The sequence below is a fragment of the Jannaschia marina genome, from assembly GCF_013404595.1.
Classification (GTDB): Bacteria; Pseudomonadota; Alphaproteobacteria; order Rhodobacterales; family Rhodobacteraceae; genus Jannaschia; species Jannaschia marina.
In genome coordinates this window covers 1-19903 of record NZ_JABVAX010000004.1, presented here as the reverse complement: position 1 = coordinate 19903, position 19903 = coordinate 1, and the positions used below count along the sequence as shown (strand labels likewise).

The window sequence follows — 19903 nt, the reverse complement described above, 5'->3', positions numbered from 1 at the left end:
TCACCGCCGTGCCGGCTTGTCGCCCCGCGCGCCGCCGCCTAGGGTCGCGCCATGATCCGCGCGCTCCTCCTGCTCGGTGGCCTGGCCGCCTGCAATCCGAACCTGCCGCCCGCCGATGCGGCCGTCTCGGCCAAGGCGCGGGCGCAGGGGTTTCCCGTGCTCGTCCCGCTCGACCCGATCCTGGCCGAGGGCAACCGCCCCTCGCGCGCAGCCGCCGCACAGCTGGAGTTGCAGGGACGCGCAGGGCGGCTCACGGGCGCGCGCATCCCCGCTCCGGGGACCGGCGACCTCGAGGCGCGGGGCCGTCGCCTGCGCGAGCGGGCCGCGGCGCTGCGGGCCGTCGAGATCTGACGCCGTTGCACCCCCCTGCGCCAGGGGCTAACCCGTCCCCCGACCCATCCCATTTCGGAGCCCGCCCATGAAAGCCCCCGCCCCCCTGCGCCTCGGTATCGCCGGTCTCGGCACTGTGGGCGTCGGCGTCCTGCGGATCGTGGCGGCACAGGCCGAGACGCTCGCCCTGCGCACCGGACGGGCCATCGAGGTCTCGGCGGTCTCGGCCCGGTCGCGCGGCAAGGACCGGGGCATCGACCTTACCCCCTATGCCTGGGAGGACGACCCGGTCGCGCTCGCCCGGCGCAACGACGTTGATCTCTTCGTCGAACTCATGGGCGGATCCGACGGCCCGGCGAAGGCCGCGACCGAAGCCGCGCTCGCCGCGGGCAAGCCGGTCGTGACGGCGAACAAGGCGATGCTCGCGCTGCACGGTCAGGCGCTGGCCGAACTGGCCGAGGCCAACGACGCGCCGCTGCGCTTCGAGGCGGCGGTCGCGGGGGGCATCCCCTGCGTGAAGGCGCTGACCGAGGGCCTGGCCGGGAACGCGATCACCCGCGTCTCGGGGGTGATGAACGGGACGTGCAACTACATCCTGACGCGCATGGAGGCCTCGGGCCTGCCCTATGCGGAGGTCTTCAAGGAGGCCGATGCGCTGGGCTACCTCGAGGCCGACCCGACGCTCGACGTGGGCGGCATCGACGCGGGACACAAGCTCGCCCTCCTTGCCGCCATCGCCTTCGGCACGCAGGTCGATTTCGAGGGCGTGCAGCTGCAGGGGATCGAGCGCGTCTCGATCGACGACATCCACCGCGCGCGCGACATGGGCTACCGCATCAAGCTCTTGGGCGAGGCGCGCCGCACGCCCGCCGGCGTCGAGCAGTCCATGCGCCCGACCCTCGTGCCGGCCGAGAGCCCGCTCGGGCAACTCGAAGGCGGGACCAACATGGTCGTCTTCGAGGGCGACGCCGTGGGCCAGATCGTGATGCGCGGGGCCGGGGCCGGCGAAGGCCCGACGGCCAGCGCCGTGATGGCCGACGTCGCCGACATCGCGCGGGGCCTGCGCATCCCGCCCTTCGGCCAGCCCGCCGCCACGCTTGCCCCACCCCGCCGGGCCAACGCGGCGACGCATTGCGCGCATTACATCAGGCTGAACCTGCGCGACGAGCCGGGCGCGATGGCCAAGGTGGCGACCGCGCTCGGCCTTGCCGGCATCTCCATCGACCGGATGCGTCAGTACGACCACGCGGGCGACGACGCGCCCGTCCTCATCGTCACGCACCCCTGCGCACCGAGCGACATGGCCGGCGCGCTCGACCAGGTGACGGCGACGGGGGTCGTTCACGGCGAGCCGGTCGCGCTGCAGATCCAGACGCCCTGATCCCCAACCCGACGGAGGCTCCATGGCCCGCAAACCCAAAGTCTTCACCGGCCCCTACCGCGCCGCCTCCGACCGCTACGAGACGATGCCCTACCGCCGCTGCGGCCGCTCGGGGCTGAAGCTCCCGGCCGTCTCGCTGGGCCTGTGGCACAACTTCGGCGACGACACGCCCCATCAGGTGAAGCGCGACATCTGCACCACCGCCTTCGACCACGGCATCACGCATTTCGACCTGGCGAACAACTACGGGCCCAAGCCCGGATCCGCCGAACTGGCCTTCGGTCAGATCCTGCGCGAGGAATTCGCCGGCTACCGCGACGAGCTCATCATCTCGTCCAAGGCGGGCTACGACATGTGGCCCGGCCCCTACGGCGAGATGGGGAGCCGCAAGTACCTCGTCGCCTCCTGCGACCAGTCGCTCAAGCGCATGGGGCTCGACTACGTCGACATCTTCTACTCGCACCGCTTCGACCCCGACACGCCGCTCGAGGAGACGATGGGCGCGCTCGATCATATCGTCCGCTCGGGCCGGGCGCTCTACGTCGGCATTTCGAGCTACAACACGCAGCGCACGCGCGAGGCCGCGGCGATCCTGCGGGAGATGGGCACCCCCTGCCTCATCCATCAGCCGAGCTACAACATGCTCAACCGCTGGGTGGAGCGCGACGGGCTGCTCGACACGCTCGACGAGGAGGGGATCGGCTCGATCGCCTTCACGCCGCTGGCGCAGGGCCTTCTGACCAAGAAATACCTCGACGGCATCCCCGAGGGCAGCCGCGCGACGCAGGACAAGTCGCTCGACGCCGGCGTCATCACGTCCGAGATGATCGAGGCGCTGCGCGGCCTCGACGCCATCGCCTCCGCCCGCGGCCAGACGCTCGCGCAGATGGCGATCGCCTGGGTTCTGCGGGCGGGCGTCACGACGGCGCTCATCGGGGCCTCGAAGCCGGAACAGGTGGTCGATTGCGCCGGGGCCGCCGCGAACCTCGAGTTCACGGACGGTGAACTCGCCCGGATCGATGCTCTGACTGGCGAGAAAGGGCTCAACCTCTGGGCGGCCTCCTCCGAGGAGGTCTGACCGTGAGCGCTACCGGGTTTGTCACCGCCCCCGCCGCCCGCTAACAGGGCGGCGACCCATTCAAGGAACGTCTCGATGACCAAGACCGATTTCAACGACCGCATGCTCTCCCTCGGCCTCGCCCGCGTGTCCGAGGCCGCGGCGCTCGCTTCCGCGCGCCTGATCGGGCGCGGCGACGAGAAGGCCGCCGACCAGGCCGCGGTCAACGCCATGCGCGATCAGCTCAACAAGCTCGACATCGCCGGCACGGTCGTCATCGGCGAGGGTGAGCGCGACGAGGCCCCGATGCTCTACATCGGCGAGGAAGTCGGCACCGGCAAAGGCCCCGAGGTCGACATCGCCCTCGATCCGCTCGAAGGGACGACGCTGACGGCCAAGGACATGCCGAACGCGCTTACGGTGATCGCCATGGGGCCGCGGGGCTCCATGCTGCATGCGCCGGACGTCTACATGGACAAGCTCGCCATCGGGCCGGGCTTCCGCCCCGGCGTCGTGACCATGGACATGGCCCCGGCGGAGCGGGTGAACGCGCTCGCTGCGGCCAAGGGATGCTCGACAGATGACATCACCGTCTGCGTGCTGGAACGCCCGCGCCACCAGGAGCTGATCGCGGAATTGCGCTCCACGGGCTGCGCCATCCGCCTCATCACCGACGGCGACGTCGCCGGCGTCATCCATTGCGCCGAAGCCGCCAAGACCGGCATCGACATGTACATGGGCTCGGGCGGTGCGCCCGAGGGCGTGCTGGCCGCGGCCGCTCTCAAGTGCATGGGCGGGCAGATGTTCGGCCGCCTCACCTTCCGCGACGACGACGAGCGGGGTCGGGCCACGAAGGCCGGCATCACCAACTTCGACCGGGTCTATACCCGCGACGACATGGTGACCGGCGACGTGATCTTCGCGGCCACGGGCGTCACCGATGGCTCGATCCTGCCCGGCATCAAGCGCGAGGTCGGCCATCTGACGGCCGAGACGATCCTGATGCGGTCCAAGACGGGCTCCGTCCGCCGCATGACCTACCGCAACCCGACCTGAGCCGGCAGGCGGGGCCTTGCGCCCCGCGCGCCGCCGCGCGACACCGACCCCATGTCGTACCTCGGTGTCAGCCAATCCGCCACGAACCGCCGCTGGATCGGCCTCGACCCGGCCGAGGAGCGGCTGGCCGAGGCCATCGCCCAGACCGGCCAGCCCCTGCCCCTGGCCCGGCACCTGGCGCGGCGCGGCGTCCTGCCCGAAGACGCCGCCGGCTTCCTCGCCCCGCGCCTGCGCGATCTCCTGCCCGATCCGCTGACGCTGCGCGACATGGGCACCGCCGCCGCCCGGCTCATCGCGGCGGTCGAGGGGCGGCAGCGGATCGCGATCTTCGCCGACTACGACGTCGATGGCGGCACCTCGGCCGCGCTCCTCGTCTGGTGGCTGCGCGCGCTCGGACGGCAGGCGACCACCTACGTTCCCGACCGGATCGACGAGGGCTATGGCCCCAACGCCCCGGCCATCGCCGCGCTCGCGCGGGAGCACGACCTGATCCTCTGCGTCGACTGCGGCACGCTCAGCCACGAGGCCCTCGCCGCCGCCGAGGGTCAGGCCGATGTCGTGGTGCTCGACCACCACCTCGGCGGCGAGACGCTGCCGCCCGCCCTCGCCGTGGTGAATCCGAACCGGCAGGACGAGGACGGCAGCCTCGCCCATCTCTGTGCCGCCGCCGTCGTCTTCCTCTGTCTCGTGGAGGCGAACCGGCTGATGCGCGCCGCCGGGCAGGCCGGACCCGACCTGATGGCGCTTCTCGACCTCGTGGGCCTTGCCACCGTGGCCGACGTCGCGCCGCTCCTCGGGGTCAACCGCGCGCTGGTGCAGCAGGGCCTGAAGGTGCTGCGCGAGCGGAACCGACCGGGGCTGCGCGCGCTTGCCGACGTGGCGCGGATGGACGGGCCGCCGACGGCCTATCACCTCGGCTATCTGCTCGGCCCCCGCATCAACGCAGGCGGTCGGATCGGCGCGGCCGACCTCGGCGCGCGGCTTCTCTCGACCGACGACCCGGCCGAGGCGGCGGCCCTGGCCGAACGGCTCGACACGCTCAACACCGAACGCCGCGCGATCGAAGCGCGGGTGACGGAGGTCGCGCGCGAGGCCGCGGAGGCGCGCATCGCTGGCGGATCCGCCCTCGCCTGGGCGGCGGGCGACGGTTGGCATCCGGGCGTCGTGGGCATCGTCGCCTCGCGCCTGAAGGAGGCGACGAACCGCCCTTCGGTGGTGCTCGGCATCCGCGAGGACGGGCTGGCGCAGGGCTCGGCGCGGTCGATCTCGGGCGTCGACATCGGCGCATCGGTCCAGCGGCTGGCGGCGGAGGGCCTCATCGTCAAGGGCGGCGGGCACAGGATGGCCGCGGGGCTGACGGTCGCGGCCGACCGGATCGAGCCTGCCATGGTCCGCCTCTCGGAACTCCTGGAGCGGCAGGGGGCGGCGGAAGCCGGACCACGCGACCTGCGCCTCGACGCGACGCTGATGCCGCGCGCCGCGACGCGGGAGCTGATCGCGCAGCTGGAGCAGGCCGGCCCCTTCGGCCAGGGGGCCTCCGCCCCCCGCTTCGCCTTTCCCGACCTGCGCGTCGCCCACGCCCGCCCGGTCGGCGACGGACACCTCAAGGTGACGCTCACGGGCGGCGGTCCGGGCCGGCTCGACGCCATCGCGTTCCGTGCCACGAGCTCGGGTATCGCAGATGCCGTCACGCGCGCCGCCGGTGGCCCGCTGCATGTCGCCGGACGGCTGGAGCTCAACCGCTGGCAGGGGCGCGAGGACGTCCAGCTGAAACTGGAGGATGTCGCCGTGGTTTCCGAGTCGGACGACTGAAGCCGGACGCGGCTGTCTCGGTCTCCCGACGCCAGGTGCCGTGAGCATCCGCGGCAGGAGATCGTCGGGTCGGGCCCGACGATGACCCGTGCAAGAGAGCGACCGCAGCGCGAAAACGGCTACGGCTCGTGAAAGCGAAAAACGGCACCGCTTGCGACAAGATTCCGCTTGCGGGCCCAGAACGCCTCGCCTAAACACCGCTCACGCCAGCGCAGTGGCCCGTTCGTCTATCGGTTAGGACGCCAGGTTTTCAACCTGGAAAGAGGGGTTCGATTCCCCTACGGGCTGCCACGCTGGCGTTTCTTTTTCGGACAATTTCAAGAAAATCAGACGGTTCTCCGCTCCGGCGCAGGGCGCTCTCGACCCTGCGACCATTGCGGCGACACCGCTCACAAGTTCCGGGATCCGCTCCGCTCACGCCGCCTTGTCGGGCCGCACCAATGTGGCACGCGCGCGGCCGCTGCGCTTGGCCTCGTAGAGTGCCGCATCGACGTCCGACAGGAGGCGGGCGGGGTCGGGGACATCGTAGTAGTCCGAGAGCGTGATGCCGAAGCTGCCCGAAATCCGGCAATCGTGCCCCTCCCAGTCGATCGGCCGTTCGAGGCGTGCGATCATCCGCTCGGCGATGGCGAGAAGCAGGTCGGCATCGGTGCAATCCTCGAAGACGAGCATGAATTCGTCGCCCCCCATCCGCGCGACCATGTCGCCCGCCCGCACCTCCTCGCGCAGGATGACGGCGACCTCCTCGAGGACGCGATCGCCGGCAGCATGGCCCAGCGTGTCGTTGACCGATTTGAAGTAGTCGAGATCGAGCTGCATCAGTCCGAAGGATCTGCCGCGTTGCCGGGACAGGCGCAGAAGGTAGGCGTCCATCGCGCGCCGGTTGTGCAGGCCCGTGAGCTTGTCGGTGACCGCCGCCGCCTCCGCCGCCGCACGCGCCTGGTCCAGCCGCTGGCTGAGGCGCTCGAACTCCGACAGAAGCAGGCCATGCGCCTCGATCAGATAGAGATAGTCGACGATCGGGTCGATCACCCCGAAGTCGCGGGCCGTGAGCCCGTGCCGCCGGAGTGCCGGCATCGGATCGGCTCCGAGCGCGAGATCGAGCAGCCCGCCTCCGTTCGGCAGCGACGTCACGACGCCGCGAAAAACCGTCCGCACCGCGCCGTCGGCCACCCGCATCTCCCCCGGCAGTTCGACGCGCAATCGTCGCCCCGCCTCTGCCCGGAAAGCCCCCGCACGGCCCTCGATGGCGGGGTGGATGCAGCGCACCGCGTCGCCGAGGGACCGGCCGACGAGCCCGGGTGCGATCTTCTCGATCGTCGGCCCGACCGCGTCGATCAGACCCGTCCCGTCGAAGACCAGCATCATCGGGAGAAGCCGTCCGATCTCGACCGGCGACATCGCCACCGCGCTCACCCGCTCGCCCCCAGCCGGAATTCCCGCGGCTCCTGATGGGCCTGATCGAAGATCGAGACATGCAGCGTCTCGTGCCAGCCGCCATCCTCCCGCGTGCAATCCGCCCGCTCGATCAGCGCGAGGGTGCCGTAGTCGTCCGCCATGGCCCGGAGTACTCCGGTCAGGAAGGCGCCCCCCCCCGGGACGTGCCAGTGCAGGCGGATGCGGAAGACGCCCGGATCGAGCTGCAGCAGGTGGAAGTCTGGCACCTCGAGCCCCGGCAGCGCGATACGGATCCGGCTGGGAACCTCGTCGAGCGCGTAGAGAAAATCCACGAAACCCGTGCCCGAGAACCGCATGAGCCGGCGGACGGGCTCGAGCGGGGGGTGCACGCAGATCCAGTGACCCAGATCCTCGAGCAGCGCGTCGTGGCTGCGGTCGGTGGCGGCGCAGGCGCGGGCGAACACATCCTGCGAGAGCGCGTCGTCGTAGCTGCGCAGCGCCTCGAACCCGGTCTCCGGCACCGGGAGGTCGTGACGGACCTCCGCCCAGGCGTCGGAGCCGCACTGGTCGATGACGAACCCTTCGAGAGACTTGCAGATCATTCCGTGCACCGGATACCCCGCGGAGGACACTATCCCCCGCGTTGAAGCAGAAATGTCTGAACAGGCGGTAAATGCGCCAGCGCTAGCCGCGCGCGAGACCGAGATAGTCCGGCAGATGCGTCAGATCCGGCAGAACGGCCTCGGCATGGGGTGCGAGATCGGCGTGACCCAGAGTGCCGGTCAACACGCCGATAGACCTCAGACCCGCCCCCTTGGCGGCCGCCATGTCGGTCATGCCATCGCCGACGAGCAGCACATCGCCGGGGTCGAGCCCGATCCCGGCGGCGAAATCGGCCGCACCGCGGGGATCCGGCTTGGCGCCGAAGCCGCTGTCGCAGCCGATGATCCGCGCCACATGGGGAAGCGCTCCCATATGGCTCAGGTGCCGCTCCGCCTCGGCGACGTCGGCGTTGGTGAGCACGCCGAGCGTCAGCCCGGCCGCGGACAGGCGCGCCAGGGTCTCGACCCCGCCGACGACGGGCACCTGCTCGACCCGCCGGACGCGCGGCGCGATCCAGCGGTCGAGCCCTCCGGCCGTCCACCCGATCGCGCGAGCGACCGAAGCGGTGATCGCCTCGCCCGGAGCGGTGACGAAGGGCGCATGGGGCGGGATCGTGTTGGTGGCGAGGTCGAAGCCGTAGACGTCGGCGATCTCGGCTGGCGCGGTGCCGCTGGCATCGGCGAGTTCGTGGATGAAGCCGGCCATCCAGGCCTCCCACGTGGCGCGGAAGTCCGTAAGCGTGCCGTCCTTGTCGAAGAGAATCGCGCGTACCATCCGGGCGCACCGTGGCGCGATCGCCGGCGCGCGTCCAGCCGGTCGCGCGTCAGTCGAGGCGGACGGCACCGAGCATCGGCCCGGGCTTGCCGCCGACGACGCTCTGGGCGAGGACGACGCGGCGGTAGCCCTCCTCGGGCCCGGCCACCGTTACCTCCGTCGCCGCGCCGTCGAGCGTCTGGAGCATCGTCCAGCCTTGGACGACGTTGTGGTAGGTGATCGAGCGGCCGGCGTTCTCGCCATGGAGGACGGTGACGGTCGCCTCGGGCATGTAGTCGACGACGATCAACTGTCCCTCGGTCCTGGTCTCGCCCACCGTGACGACCTCGCCGGAGACCGAGAGCACGTCGCCGGTCGCGCCCTCGTGGGCCTGGATCATTTCGAGGAGGTCCATCGCCGAGGGGCCGGCCACCCGGTCCGTTCCACCGATGACGAACTGCGGCGTGTAGCGCACGTTCGACCCCGCGGCCTCGGCGTAGCGCAGCTGCCGTTCGCTGTGGGCCGGGTCGGCGAACGTGTCCTTCCAGCCGATCCAGTCCCAGTAGTCCACATGCAGCGACAGGGCGATCACGTCGTCCCGCGCGGCCAGCTCGCCCAGCATGGCATCGGCCGGCGGGCAGGACGAGCAGCCCTGCGACGTATAGAGCTCGACGACCACGGGGTCCGCGGCGGCCGGGCCGGCGACGGCAAGCGCGCAGAGGGCGAGACAGGGGATCTTGACGGGCGTCTTGGGCATGGTCGGCCGCTCCGGGATTGGGTCGCACCTACCTAACGCCGGTCTCCGGTGCATTCCAATCACCCTTGGGTGAAGCATTCGGTCACAGCCAGCGCCGGCTCCGCGCGATATAAGCCTCCCCCGCCGCACCGAAGGCCGCCCGCAGCCCGGCCTCCTCGACGGCCGCGAAACGCCGGTCGAGGACGAGGAAGAGCGCCGGAACCGGCAGGAGCGCCAGGGCGCTGCCCTGCCGCAGGGCGAATCCGGCGGCGATCAGGACGAGCGCGAGGTAGATCGGGTTGCGCGTCAGCCGGTAGGGGCCCCCGGTGATGAGCGCGGTCGGCGTATGATGCGGCTCGATCGGGGTGCGGTGGCGCAGGAAGAAGAGCGCGGACCAGAGGATGAGCCCCAGCCCGGCCGCCACGAGCGCGGCACCGATCCAGCGCCCCGGCGCGCCGGGATCCAGATGCGGAACGGCGCGCCCGATCGCCCAGGAGACGGCCATTGTCGCCAGGAGCCAAATCGGCGGGAGGTCCGGAAAGCCCTTGAGCATCGTCTACGCCTCCGCTGGGGTGAAAGACTTTTCGCCGAAAAGTCTTTCACCAGAGTTTTCACGGAAAACTCTGGCCGCGCAATCCGGTCCCGGCGCGCGGCGGCCGGGAGATGCGGATGCCTTGCGTCAAATCGCCGGTTGCAGCGGTCCGACGTTCCCCGAACGCGATGCGGGGCCCCGAAGGGCCCCGCGACAAAGGGTCTGGTCCAAAGTCCGCGCCGATCACTCGGCGGCGACGGGGCCGGCGGCGAGGTTGCGCAGGACGTAGTGCAGCACGCCGCCATTCTTGATGTAGTCGATCTCGACTTCCGTATCGATCCGGCACTTCAGCGTCACCGTCTGCTCGGTGCCGTCGGCCATCTTGATCGTCGCCGGCAACTCCTGCAGCGGCTTCACGTCGCCGAGGCCCTCGATCGTCACCTCTTCCTCGCCCGTGAGTCCCAGGCTCGTGCGCGTGTCGCCGCCGGTGAACTCGAAGGGGATGACGCCCATGCCGACGAGGTTGGAGCGGTGGATACGCTCGAAGTTCTCGGCAATCACGGCACGGACGCCCAGAAGCGCTGTTCCCTTGGCCGCCCAGTCACGGCTCGATCCGGCCCCGTACTGCTCGCCGCCGAAGACGACGAGCGGGACGCCCTTCTCCTGCCAGGCCATGGCGGCCTCGAAGATCGAGGTCTTCTCGCCGTCGGGCCCCTTGGTGTAGCCGCCCTCGACACCGTCGAGCATCTCGTTGCGGATGCGGATGTTGGCGAAGGTGCCGCGCATCATCACCTCATGGTTGCCGCGGCGCGAGCCGTAGGAGTTGAACTCCCGCACCGGCACCTGCCGCTCCTTGAGATACTGCCCCGCGGGCGAGCTTTCCTTGAACGAGCCGGCGGGGGAGATGTGGTCGGTGGTGATCATGTCGCCGAGAACGGCCAGGACGCGGGCCCCCTTGATGTCCTCGATCTGACCCGGCTTTGGGTCCATGTCCTGGAAGTAGGGCGGGTTCTGCACGTAGGTCGAGGCGGCGGGCCAGTCGTAGGTCTCGGCCTCGACGGTCTCGACCGCCTGCCACTTCTCGTCGCCCTTGAAGACGTCGGCGTATTTCTCCTGGAAGGCCTCGCGCGTCACGGTCTTCTCGACCAGCTCCGCGACTTCCTTGGCCGTGGGCCAGACGTCCTTCAGGAAGACGTCGTTGCCGTCCTTGTCCTGCCCGAGCGGGGCTGTGGCGATGTCCACGTTCATGTCGCCGACGAGCGCGTAGGCCACGACGAGGGGCGGCGAGGCGAGATAGTTGGCGCGCACGTCGGGGCTGATGCGGCCCTCGAAGTTGCGGTTGCCCGAAAGGACCGACGTGGCGATCAGGTCGTTGTCGTTGATGCACTTCGAGATTTCGGGTGCGAGCGGGCCGGAGTTGCCGATGCAGGTCGTGCAGCCGTAGCCCACGAGGTTGAAGCCGATCGCATCCAGGTCGTCCTGCAGGCCCGCGGCCTCCAGATAGGCGCTGACGACCTGCGATCCGGGAGCGAGCGAGGTCTTGACCCAAGGCTTGCGGTTCAGGCCGAGTTCGCGCGCCTTGCGCGCCACGAGGCCCGCGCCGATCATCACGTAGGGGTTCGACGTATTGGTGCAGGAGGTGATCGAGGCGATCACGATGGAGCCGTCGTGCATCTGCGCGCGGTCGGCCTCGCCGCCGGCGACGAAGCCGCGCTTGTGGCTGCCTTCGTCTCCGGGGATGTCCATCGGCTCGGGCGCGCCGCCCTCGCCCTCCCAGCGGACCTCCGCCGTGTCGGAGGCATCCTCGCCCGCGCGCACGCCCTTCACGTAGTCGCCGAAGGCCGAGGCCGCCTGATCGAGCGCGATGTAGTCCTGCGGCCGCTTCGGCCCCGAAATCGCGGGGACGATCGTACCCATGTCGAGCGAGAGCGTATCGGTATAGACCGGCGCGTAGTCGGCATCGCGCCAGAAGCCGTTCTCCTTGGCATAGGCCTCGACCAGCGCCACGCGGTCCTCGGCACGGCCGGTGTTGCGCAGGTAGCGCAGCGTCTCGTCGTCGATCGGGAAGAAGCCGCAAGTCGCGCCGTATTCCGGAGCCATGTTGGCGATCGTCGCCCGGTCGGCCAGCGGCAGGTTGTCGAGGCCGGGCCCATAGAATTCCACGAACTTGCCGACGACGCCCTTCTCGCGCAGCATCTCCACGACCTTGAGCACGAGGTCGGTACCCGTCGTGCCCTCGACCATGGCACCCGTCAGCTCGAAACCCACGACCTCGGGGATCAGCATGGAGATCGGCTGGCCCAGCATCGCAGCCTCGGCCTCGATCCCGCCCACACCCCAGCCGAGGACGGCCGCGCCGTTGACCATGGTGGTGTGGCTGTCGGTGCCCACGAGCGTGTCGGGATAGGCCACGGTATCGCCGTTCTGGTCCTCGTCGGTCCAGACGGTCTGCGCGAGGTATTCGAGGTTGACCTGGTGGCAGATGCCGGTGCCCGGCGGCACCACGCGGAAGTTGTCGAACGCGGTCTGACCCCACTTCAGGAACTGGTAGCGTTCCATGTTGCGCTCGTATTCGCGATCCACGTTCATCTGGAACGCGCGGGGGTTGCCGAATTCGTCGATCATGACCGAGTGGTCGATCACGAGGTCCACGGGGTTGAGCGGGTTGATCTTCTGCGCGTCACCGCCGAGCGCCTTGATCCCGTCGCGCATGGCGGCCAGGTCGACGACGGCCGGAACGCCGGTGAAGTCCTGCATCAGCACGCGGGCCGGGCGATAGGCGATCTCGCGCGGGTTCTTGCCGCCCTTCTCGGCCCATTCGGCGAAGGCCTTGATGTCGTCGGTCGAGACCGTGCGGCCATCGTCTTCGAAGCGCAGCATGTTCTCGAGCACGACCTTGAGCGCCGCCGGCAGCTTCGAGAAATCGCCGAGGCCCGCGTCGGTCGCGGCGGCGATCGAGTAATAGCTGACGGACTGGCTTCCGACGCTGAGGGTGCGGCGGGTCTTTGCGGTATCGGTTCCGACGACGACGGTCATGGGAGGGCCTCCGGGCATGTGGCTGGGAATTGCCCGCGTCATGCCCCATGCGCCCGACGGGATCAAGGGTATACCGTCGCATACCGTGTACGGGACGTTGTCGCAGGACGTGTCACTCCGGTCCGGACCGGGATGGACAGCCGCGCACCATGCCCAATAGCTTGACGGTCATGTTCAAGCCGCTGATCGTCGCCACCGCGCTCCTCGCCCCCCTGCCCGCGCACGCCGCCGATTGCATCGCGCCCGGCACGCTGCGCCTGCCGATGTCCGGGGCCCTTCAGACCATGGCGATCCGGATCGAATACGCCTTCGACGGGAACGGAGACGCAGATTTTGAGACACCGCTGGACGAGCGCATCCTGCCACAGCTGCGCGAGATGACGCCGGCGCGTCGCGACGCCTCCCTGCTGGCGCTGCTGCGGTGGCAGACGATCGGAACGTTGCCCCTCTTCCGCGTCACCATGTCGGATGCCGCCCCCCTCTTCGACACCTACCTCGAGGTGCTGGAGCGTCAGACCCTGACCGAGGCCGCCCACGCGTTCCGCGCCGCGCGGGCCGCCTTTCCGGTGTGGAACGTGTCGCCCGCCGAACGCTACGCTCAATGGAGCGACGGCCGCGGAACGGTCTATCCAGCGGTCGATCGCCCGCTGCGCGCCGCCTCGGAGCGCTTCATGCGCGCCCTGCCCGCGATCGAGGCGCGGACGGAGGCGCTCGTTCGAAAAGACCCGCAGTTCCGCGCCGAGATCGAGAGCCTGCGCGCCGCCACGCCGGACATGGACCGCTTCCTCCATGTGACGGCACTGGTAGAAACCTGCCTCCACGCGACCGACGATCCAAGACGCGCCCTTCTCGCCCAGCCTGCGATGGTCCGGCACGCGGTTCTGGCCGGGCGGTTCATCCTCGAAGCGGGCAACGGCTCTTCCCATCAGTACTTCTTCAACAGCACGGGCGATGACGCGCGCCTCTTCGAAGCGGCCTTGCGCGCCCTCGGCCTTCATGCGCAGGCCGATGACCTCGCCGCCGCGATGGCGATCATCGGCGCGCCCTACCCCGAAGAGACCGAGGCGCGCCGGGAGGCGATCGCAGGCCTGTCCGCGTCACGGGACGAAGCGCTGGCGCAGCCGACCTGGATCATGGACGACGCCGCGCTCTACGATGCCGTCTTCGACGCGCTTCGACGGGACGGCTACTGGCCCGAGTGAGCGGCGGAGGGCCCCGGCCGATCCGGTCTCCCCTTTCCCTTTCGGGGCGTCTAAACCCGGCTCCATGACCTACGCCGTCACTGATCTCGCCTGCCGCCGCGGCCAAGTCACCGTCCTGCGCGGTGTCTCCTTCGCGCTCGCGCCCGGCGAAGCCCTGGTTCTGCGCGGCCCGAACGGCTCCGGCAAGACGACGCTCCTGCGCACGCTCGCTGGGCTCACGCCCCCGGTCGAGGGCGCGGTCGACCCCGAGACCTGCGCCTACGTGGCGCACGCCGACGGGCTGAAGGGGCAGCTTACCGTGGCCGAGAACCTGGCCTTCTGGGCGCGCATCTTCGGCACGGCAGACATCGGCCCGGCGGTCGGCGCCTTCGACCTCGGCCCGCTCCTCCACCGCCGCGCCGCAGATCTCTCGGCCGGGCAGAAACGGCGCACCTCGCTGGCGCGCCTCCCGCTCACCGGGCGGCCCGTCTGGCTACTCGACGAACCGACGGTCTCGCTCGACACGGAGACCGTCGCGCGCTTCGGGCAGGTCGTCGCCGGGCATCTCGCGGCGGGCGGAATGGCCGTGCTCGCCACCCATATCGACCTCGGCCTGCCCGAGACCCGCGCGCTCGACGTCTCGCGTTTCGCAGCCGCGCGGCAGGAACCCGCCGCGACATCGGACCCCTTCGCGGAGGCCGTCGAATGAGGGACCGGCGGGCGGTGGCCCCGGAGGCCCGAGACGCGGCGGCACACGCCCGACGCGCGGGGCGGCAAAGAGCGGAGCGCGCGTCTGCGGGCGCAACGGATCACGCGGGCACGCCGCTGGCCGCGCGCGCCGCCGGCGGAGGCACCCGATGATCGCCCTTCTTCTGCGCGACCTCAGGCTTGCCACGCGGGCGGGCGGCGGCTTCGGTCTCGGCCTCGCCTTCTTCCTGATCCTCGCCACGCTCGTGCCCTTGGGCGTGGGGCCGGAGACCGACCGCCTCGCCCCCATCGGCCCCGGCATCCTCTGGCTCGGCGCGCTGCTCGCCTGCCTCCTCTCGCTCGACCGCATCTTCGCGCTCGACCTCGAGGACGGATCGCTCGACCTGCTCGCCACGGCCCCTATTCCGCTCGAGGGCGTGGCGACGGTGAAGGCGCTCGCGCATTGGCTGACGACGGGCCTGCCGCTCACGGTGGTCGCGCCCGCGCTGTCGCTGCTGTTCTTCCTGCCGACGACCGCGCTGCCCTGGCTCGTCCTGTCGCTCCTGATCGGGACGCCCGCGCTCTCCTGGCTCGGCACCTTCGGCGCGGCGTTGACGGTCGGGCTGAAGCGCGGCTCGCTCCTCTTGTCGCTGCTGGTGCTGCCGCTCTACATTCCGACGCTCGTCTTCGGCGCGGAGGTCGTGCGACGCGGAGCCGAGGGGCTCCCGGTGGGGACGCCGCTCGCCGTGTTGGCCGCGATCACGCTCGGATGCTTCGCGCTGCTCCCGTTCGCGAGCGCGGCGGCACTGAGGATCAATCTTCGCTAGGAACCTGTGGTCCTGTCATCCTTGGACGCGCCCCGAGGATCTCCTTCTCAGCGAGATGGTCGGGTCAGGCCCGACCATGACCGTCTCTCCCCCCGGTCAGTCCTCGCCCATGTCCGCGCGGCTCTTGCCCGAGGCGTCGGAGGCCAGCACGCTCGCCATGATCCCGTCGAGGTCGCCGTCGAGGATGCCGCCGGTGTCCGACGTCTCGAAGCCCGTGCGCAGATCCTTCACCATCTGGTAGGGCTGCAGCACGTAGGAGCGGATCTGGTTACCCCAGCCCGCGTCGCCCTTGGCCTCGTGCGCCTCGTTGATCGCGGCGTTCCGGCGGTCGAGCTCCATCTGGTAGAGCCGCGACTTCAGCGCCTTCATGGCGATGTCGCGGTTCTGGTGCTGCGACTTCTCCGACGACGTCACGACGATGCCCGTCGGCTCGTGGGTGATGCGCACGGCCGAGTCGGTGGTGTTGACGTGCTGCCCGCCCGCGCCGGAGGAGCGATAGGTGTCGATGCGGATGTCCGAGGGGTTCACCTCGATTTCGATGTTGTCGTCCACCACCGGGTAGACCCAGACCGAGCTGAAGGAGGTGTGCCGCCGCGCGCTCGAGTCGTAGGGCGAGATGCGCACCAGACGGTGCACGCCCGATTCCGACTTGAGCCAGCCATAGGCATTCTTGCCGCTGATCTTGTAGGCGGCCGACTTGATGCCCGCTTCCTCGCCCGCCGAGCGTGACTGCAACTCCACCTCGTAGCCGCGCTTCTCGGCCCAGCGGACGTACATCCGCGCCAGCATCGAAGCCCAGTCGCAGCTTTCGGTGCCGCCGGCGCCCGAATTGATCTCGAGGAAGGTGTCGTTGCCGTCCGCCTCCCCATCCAGAAGCGCCTCCAGCTCCTTCTCCGCAGCGGTCTCCACCAGCTTGGCGATGGCGGCCTCGGCCTCGGAGACGACGTCGGCATCCTCTTCCATCTCGCCCAGTTCGATCATCTCGACGTTGTCGGAGGTCTCCCGCTCCAGCGTTTCGATCCCCTCAACGGCATCCATCAGGGCCTGACGGTCGCGCATCAGCTTCTGCGCGCGGGCCGGGTCGTCCCAGAGGGTCGGGTCCTCGATCATCGCGTTGAATTCCTCGAGGCGATGCGAAGCCGTCTCCCAGTCGACGCGCCGCTTCAGGAGCGCGACCGACTTCTGGATGGCTTCGACGTTGTTCTGGACTTCTGCGCGCATCGAGGGCTCCGGGGACTGCGTTGCGCCTCACCTAAACCCTGGCCCCGGAGGCGGCAAGCCACGGGCGCGGCCGCAGCCGCGCCGCACCCCTGAGTATTTTCGGCAGGAAGAGGCCCCGGGAGGGGCCTAGTAGAGTCCGCCCGAGGAAAGCGAGCCGAAGCTCGCCCGGCCCGGCACGACCACCTTGCGGCCCGTCGAGGTCTGCACCTCGGTCGACGTGGAGCCGGGCGCGTCGTCGCTTTCGCCCCGCCCGAAGAGCGGCAGGTCGCCGGCCATAGCGAAGCCGCCGTCGATGACCGTGCCCCCGCCGATGCCGCCGAAGCCGTCCTCGCCCTCACGGAAGTACTCGGCAACGACGTGGTCGCCGGTGGCGTTGTCGGGCAGGCGCGCGCCGGTGAAGCGGTCGATCTTGACGAAATAACCGCCCGGCGGCACCTCGAAGGGCCCGCCGCCGTACTCCTTGATCGCCTCGGTCATGAACTCGTTGAAGACCGGACCGCACATGCCGCCGCCCGAGGCCCCCCGGCCCAGGCTGCGCGGGCGGTCGTAGCCGATGTAGCAGCCCGCCACGATCGTCGAGGAGAAGCCGACGAACCACACGTCCTTCGCGTCGTTGGTCGTGCCCGTCTTGCCGGCGATCGGCACCGGCAGGTTGACCGTCCGCGAAGCCGTGCCACGGTCGACGACGCCGGTCATCATGCTGGTCAGCTGGTAGGCGGTGATCGGGTCCATCACCCGCTCGCGGTTGGAGACGATCCGGGGGCCGTAGCCGTCGGAGAGCGTGGCGAACTGCTCGCAGTCGGCGCAGCTGCGCTGGTCGTGCTTGTAGACGGTGCGGCCGTAGCGGTCCTGGATGCGGTCCACGAGGGTCGGCTCCACCCGCTCGCCGCCGTTGGCGAACATCGCGTAGGCGGCGACCATCTTGTAGAGCGTGGATTCCTGAGAGCCGAGCGAATTGGCGAGAAGCTCGTCCATGCTGTCGTAGACGCCGAAACGCTCGGCGTAGCTCGCCACGGTGCCCATGCCCACGTCCTGCGCGAGGCGGATCGTCATCAGGTTGCGCGACCGTTCGATCCCCGTGCGCAGGGGCGACGGGCCGTAGAAGCGGTTGGAGGCATTCTTCGGTCGCCAGATCGTACCGTCGCCCGCGCGGATCTCGATCGGGGCGTCGACGACGATGGTGTTCGGCAGATAGCCCGAGTCGAGCGCCGCGGCGTAGACGAAAGGCTTGAAGCTCGACCCCGGCTGGCGCGTCGCCTGCGTGGCGCGGTTGAAGACCGAATGCTGATAGCTGAAGCCACCCTGCATCGCGATGACGCGGCCGGTGTTGACGTCCATCGCCATGAAGCCGCCCTGCACCTCGGGCACCTGCCGCAGGGACCAGCGGATGAGCGAATTGTCGTCGTCGTTCGTCATCCGGCGGACGTGCACGACGTCACCCGGCTCGAAGTTGTCGAAAAAGTCGCCGCGCATCCACTGGATGTCCTCGCGCGGTACGCTCACGCGGTCGTCCACGTCCTCGACGCCGAGGGTCAGCGACTGATCCGCGACCTCCATCACGACCGCCGGGAACCAGCGGTTGCCGAGGTCGATGTCGCGCGAGACGCTGACGCCGCGCAGCGCGTCGCGCCAGGCGACCTCGTCGTCGAGCGTCTCCACCGGGATCGTCTCGCCCGTGCCGCGCCAGACGCCCGCGCCGCGATCGTATTGCTCCAGCGCACGGCGCAGGGCGCGGGCGGCGATGTCCTGCATGTTGGCGTCGACCGTCGCCCGCACGGTGAAGCCTTGCGTGAAGAACTCCTCCTCGCCGAAGTCGCGGGTCAGCTGGCGGCGGATCTCGTCGGTGAAGTAATCACGGTCCGGCAGCGCCGCGCGGAAGGGCTGGTAGTGGCCCGATTGCACGGTCAGGAGCGGCTTCTGCTGCGACTCCTGCATCTCGGCGCGGGTGATGTAGCCGTTCTCCCACATCTCGCGCAGGACGAAGTTGCGGCGCTCGATCGCGCGCTCCGCCTGGTGGACGGGATGATAGCGCGACGGCGCTTTCGGCAGGATCGCGAGATACGCCGCCTCTTCGAGCGTGAGCTCCGGCAGGGTCTTGTTGAAATAGGTCTGGGCCGCGGCGGCCACGCCATAGGAATTTTGCCCGAGGAAGATCTCGTTGAGATAGAGTTCGAGGATATCCTCCTTCGAGAGCGCCTCCTCCACGCGGGAGGCGAGGATGATCTCCTTCACCTTCCGCTCGGCGCTGCGATCGGAGGACAGAAGGAAGTTCTTCATCACCTGCTGCGTGATCGTCGAGGCCCCGCGCAGACGCCCGCCCCGCGCCGCATCGACGGCGGCCGAGACCATGCCGATCGGATCGTAGCCGGCATGCTGGTAGAAGTTCTTGTCTTCGGCCGAGATGAAGGCCTGCTTGACGAGATCGGGGATTTCCTCGGCCGGGGCGAAGAGCCGGCGCTCGCGCGCGAATTCGTCCATCAGCCGCCCCTCGCCCGAGTAGATCCGGCTGATCGTGGGCGGGGTGTACTGGGCCAGCTGCTCATGGTTGGGCAGGTCGCGGCCATACATCCAGAGCACACCGCCGATACAGATCGCCGCCGCGATCACGCCCAGCGTCACCGCCGAGAACAGCCCCCCGATCGTGGAGAGGATGAACATCCCCGTCCCGTGGAAGGTCTTGCCGAGCGCGGCCGCGGCCGCCTTTAGGGTCGTCCTGATGGTCATGGTCGGACCTGCCTCATGTCGTCCTCGGGGCTCGCCCGGAAGGTGCGCGCCCGACGGGGCCTGCACCCCTTCTACTGCCTCGATATATACGTCTTCGACCGAAGCCCGTCAAAACACGCTTCGTGCAATCCCGGTGCAGCACATGGCCGAGCCGGCGTGGAACGTAAAGGCCGCCGCGCGCCGATCGGCCCTTTGCCGCCGCTGCGGAACGTGCGACCAATCGACATGACCGATACTCCGCTCGCCTATGGCTATCACGACAGCCCCGTGGGTCGTCTCCTGCTTGCGGGCGACGGCATGGCGCTGCACTTCCTCAGCTTCCCCGGCGGGCACAAGGCCTTCGGGCCGCGGACCGAATGGGTCCACGACGAGGGCCTGTTCGACGCCGTTCGCACTCAGCTCGACGCCTATTTCGAGGGGCGCCTGCAATCGTTCGACCTGGCACTCTGAGGTGCTCCCCGATCCTTGGACAGGATCTGGCGTTTTCTAAGCTACTCTCTGGGCCTCCTGGTCGGGTTGCATGATCGTCGTGCCGGCGCGGTAGACCACGTCCGGTGGTTGTCCGTCGA

At 69.6% G+C, this 19903-nt stretch carries 17 protein-coding genes and 1 tRNA gene; 10 read left to right on the top strand and 8 right to left on the bottom strand.

Features of this window, described 5'->3' with window-relative positions; all coding sequences use genetic code 11:
- The first annotated feature begins 51 nt into the window (after positions 1-51).
- From HSX43_RS08780 to HSX43_RS08755, 6 genes are all read left to right on the top strand, one after another.
- Entirely contained in the window at positions 52-351 is a 300-nt protein-coding gene (locus HSX43_RS08780; protein ID WP_179379753.1) for a hypothetical protein, read from the top strand.
- 67 nt (positions 352-418) lie between these two features.
- Positions 419-1711: a homoserine dehydrogenase gene (locus HSX43_RS08775; RefSeq protein WP_179379752.1), complete on the top strand. Its 1293-nt coding sequence runs from the start codon at positions 419-421 to the stop codon at positions 1709-1711.
- A 22-nt stretch (positions 1712-1733) separates the two neighbouring features.
- The gene (gene mgrA / locus HSX43_RS08770; RefSeq protein ID WP_179379751.1) at positions 1734-2789 is read left to right on the top strand and encodes an L-glyceraldehyde 3-phosphate reductase; all 1056 of its coding nucleotides are present in this window, start codon (positions 1734-1736) and stop codon (positions 2787-2789) included.
- A gap of 75 nt (positions 2790-2864) precedes the next feature.
- Complete coding sequence (glpX, locus tag HSX43_RS08765; protein ID WP_179379750.1) at positions 2865-3824, top strand: class II fructose-bisphosphatase; 960 nt, start codon at positions 2865-2867, stop codon at positions 3822-3824.
- Positions 3825-3875: 51 nt separating this feature from the next.
- Positions 3876-5636 (top strand): single-stranded-DNA-specific exonuclease RecJ, encoded by a 1761-nt coding sequence (gene recJ, locus HSX43_RS08760; RefSeq protein WP_179379749.1) that lies wholly within the window; start codon positions 3876-3878, stop codon positions 5634-5636.
- Between the two features lie 216 nt (positions 5637-5852).
- Positions 5853-5927, top strand: a tRNA-Glu gene (locus HSX43_RS08755).
- A gap of 123 nt (positions 5928-6050) precedes the next feature.
- Here the strand turns inward: HSX43_RS08755 and HSX43_RS19635 are convergent.
- The 6 genes from HSX43_RS19635 to acnA all read right to left on the bottom strand — a co-directional run bounded on the left by HSX43_RS19635 (position 6051) and on the right by acnA (position 12694).
- The gene (locus HSX43_RS19635; protein WP_179379748.1) at positions 6051-7052 is read right to left on the bottom strand and encodes a GGDEF domain-containing protein; all 1002 of its coding nucleotides are present in this window, start codon (positions 7050-7052) and stop codon (positions 6051-6053) included.
- Positions 7049-7636, bottom strand: a complete 588-nt coding sequence (locus HSX43_RS08745; protein ID WP_179379747.1) for a heme NO-binding domain-containing protein — start codon at positions 7634-7636, stop codon at positions 7049-7051. The genes HSX43_RS19635 and HSX43_RS08745 overlap by 4 nt, the downstream gene beginning before the upstream one ends.
- Positions 7637-7718: 82 nt before the next feature.
- Entirely contained in the window at positions 7719-8411 is a 693-nt protein-coding gene (locus HSX43_RS08740; RefSeq protein ID WP_179379746.1) for an HAD family hydrolase, read from the bottom strand.
- A gap of 49 nt (positions 8412-8460) precedes the next feature.
- A complete protein-coding gene (locus tag HSX43_RS08735; RefSeq protein ID WP_179379745.1) occupies positions 8461-9147 on the bottom strand; it encodes a DUF1223 domain-containing protein in 687 nt (228 codons plus the stop codon).
- Between the two features lie 82 nt (positions 9148-9229).
- Positions 9230-9679 carry a methyltransferase family protein gene (locus HSX43_RS08730; RefSeq protein WP_179379744.1) on the bottom strand — a complete coding sequence of 150 codons (450 nt, stop codon included), beginning with the start codon at positions 9677-9679 and terminating at the stop codon, positions 9230-9232.
- Between the two features lie 222 nt (positions 9680-9901).
- A complete protein-coding gene (gene acnA, locus HSX43_RS08725) occupies positions 9902-12694 on the bottom strand; it encodes an aconitate hydratase AcnA (RefSeq protein WP_179379743.1) in 2793 nt (930 codons plus the stop codon).
- A 170-nt stretch (positions 12695-12864) separates the two neighbouring features.
- Between acnA and HSX43_RS08720 the strand changes: the two genes are divergently transcribed.
- From HSX43_RS08720 to ccmB, 3 genes are all read left to right on the top strand, one after another.
- Positions 12865-13896, top strand: coding sequence for a DMP19 family protein (locus tag HSX43_RS08720; RefSeq protein ID WP_179379742.1), 1032 nt, complete (start codon positions 12865-12867; stop codon positions 13894-13896).
- 64 nt (positions 13897-13960) lie between these two features.
- Entirely contained in the window at positions 13961-14584 is a 624-nt protein-coding gene (ccmA, locus tag HSX43_RS08715) for a heme ABC exporter ATP-binding protein CcmA (RefSeq protein WP_179379741.1), read from the top strand.
- Between the two features lie 148 nt (positions 14585-14732).
- A complete protein-coding gene (gene ccmB / locus HSX43_RS08710; protein WP_179379740.1) occupies positions 14733-15389 on the top strand; it encodes a heme exporter protein CcmB in 657 nt (218 codons plus the stop codon).
- 96 nt (positions 15390-15485) lie between these two features.
- Here ccmB and prfB read toward each other — a convergent pair whose 3' ends face one another.
- Positions 15486-16610 (bottom strand): peptide chain release factor 2, encoded by a 1125-nt coding sequence (prfB, locus tag HSX43_RS08705; RefSeq protein ID WP_179379739.1) that lies wholly within the window; start codon positions 16608-16610, stop codon positions 15486-15488.
- Between the two features lie 126 nt (positions 16611-16736).
- On the bottom strand, positions 16737-19268 hold the full coding sequence (locus tag HSX43_RS08700) for a penicillin-binding protein 1A (RefSeq protein ID WP_179380027.1): 2532 nt from the start codon (positions 19266-19268) through the stop codon (positions 16737-16739).
- A 291-nt stretch (positions 19269-19559) separates the two neighbouring features.
- Here HSX43_RS08700 and HSX43_RS08695 point away from each other — a divergent pair, with 291 nt between their 5' ends.
- Complete coding sequence (locus HSX43_RS08695) at positions 19560-19784, top strand: methylated-DNA--[protein]-cysteine S-methyltransferase (protein ID WP_179379738.1); 225 nt, start codon at positions 19560-19562, stop codon at positions 19782-19784.
- Positions 19785-19903 lie beyond the last annotated feature (119 nt).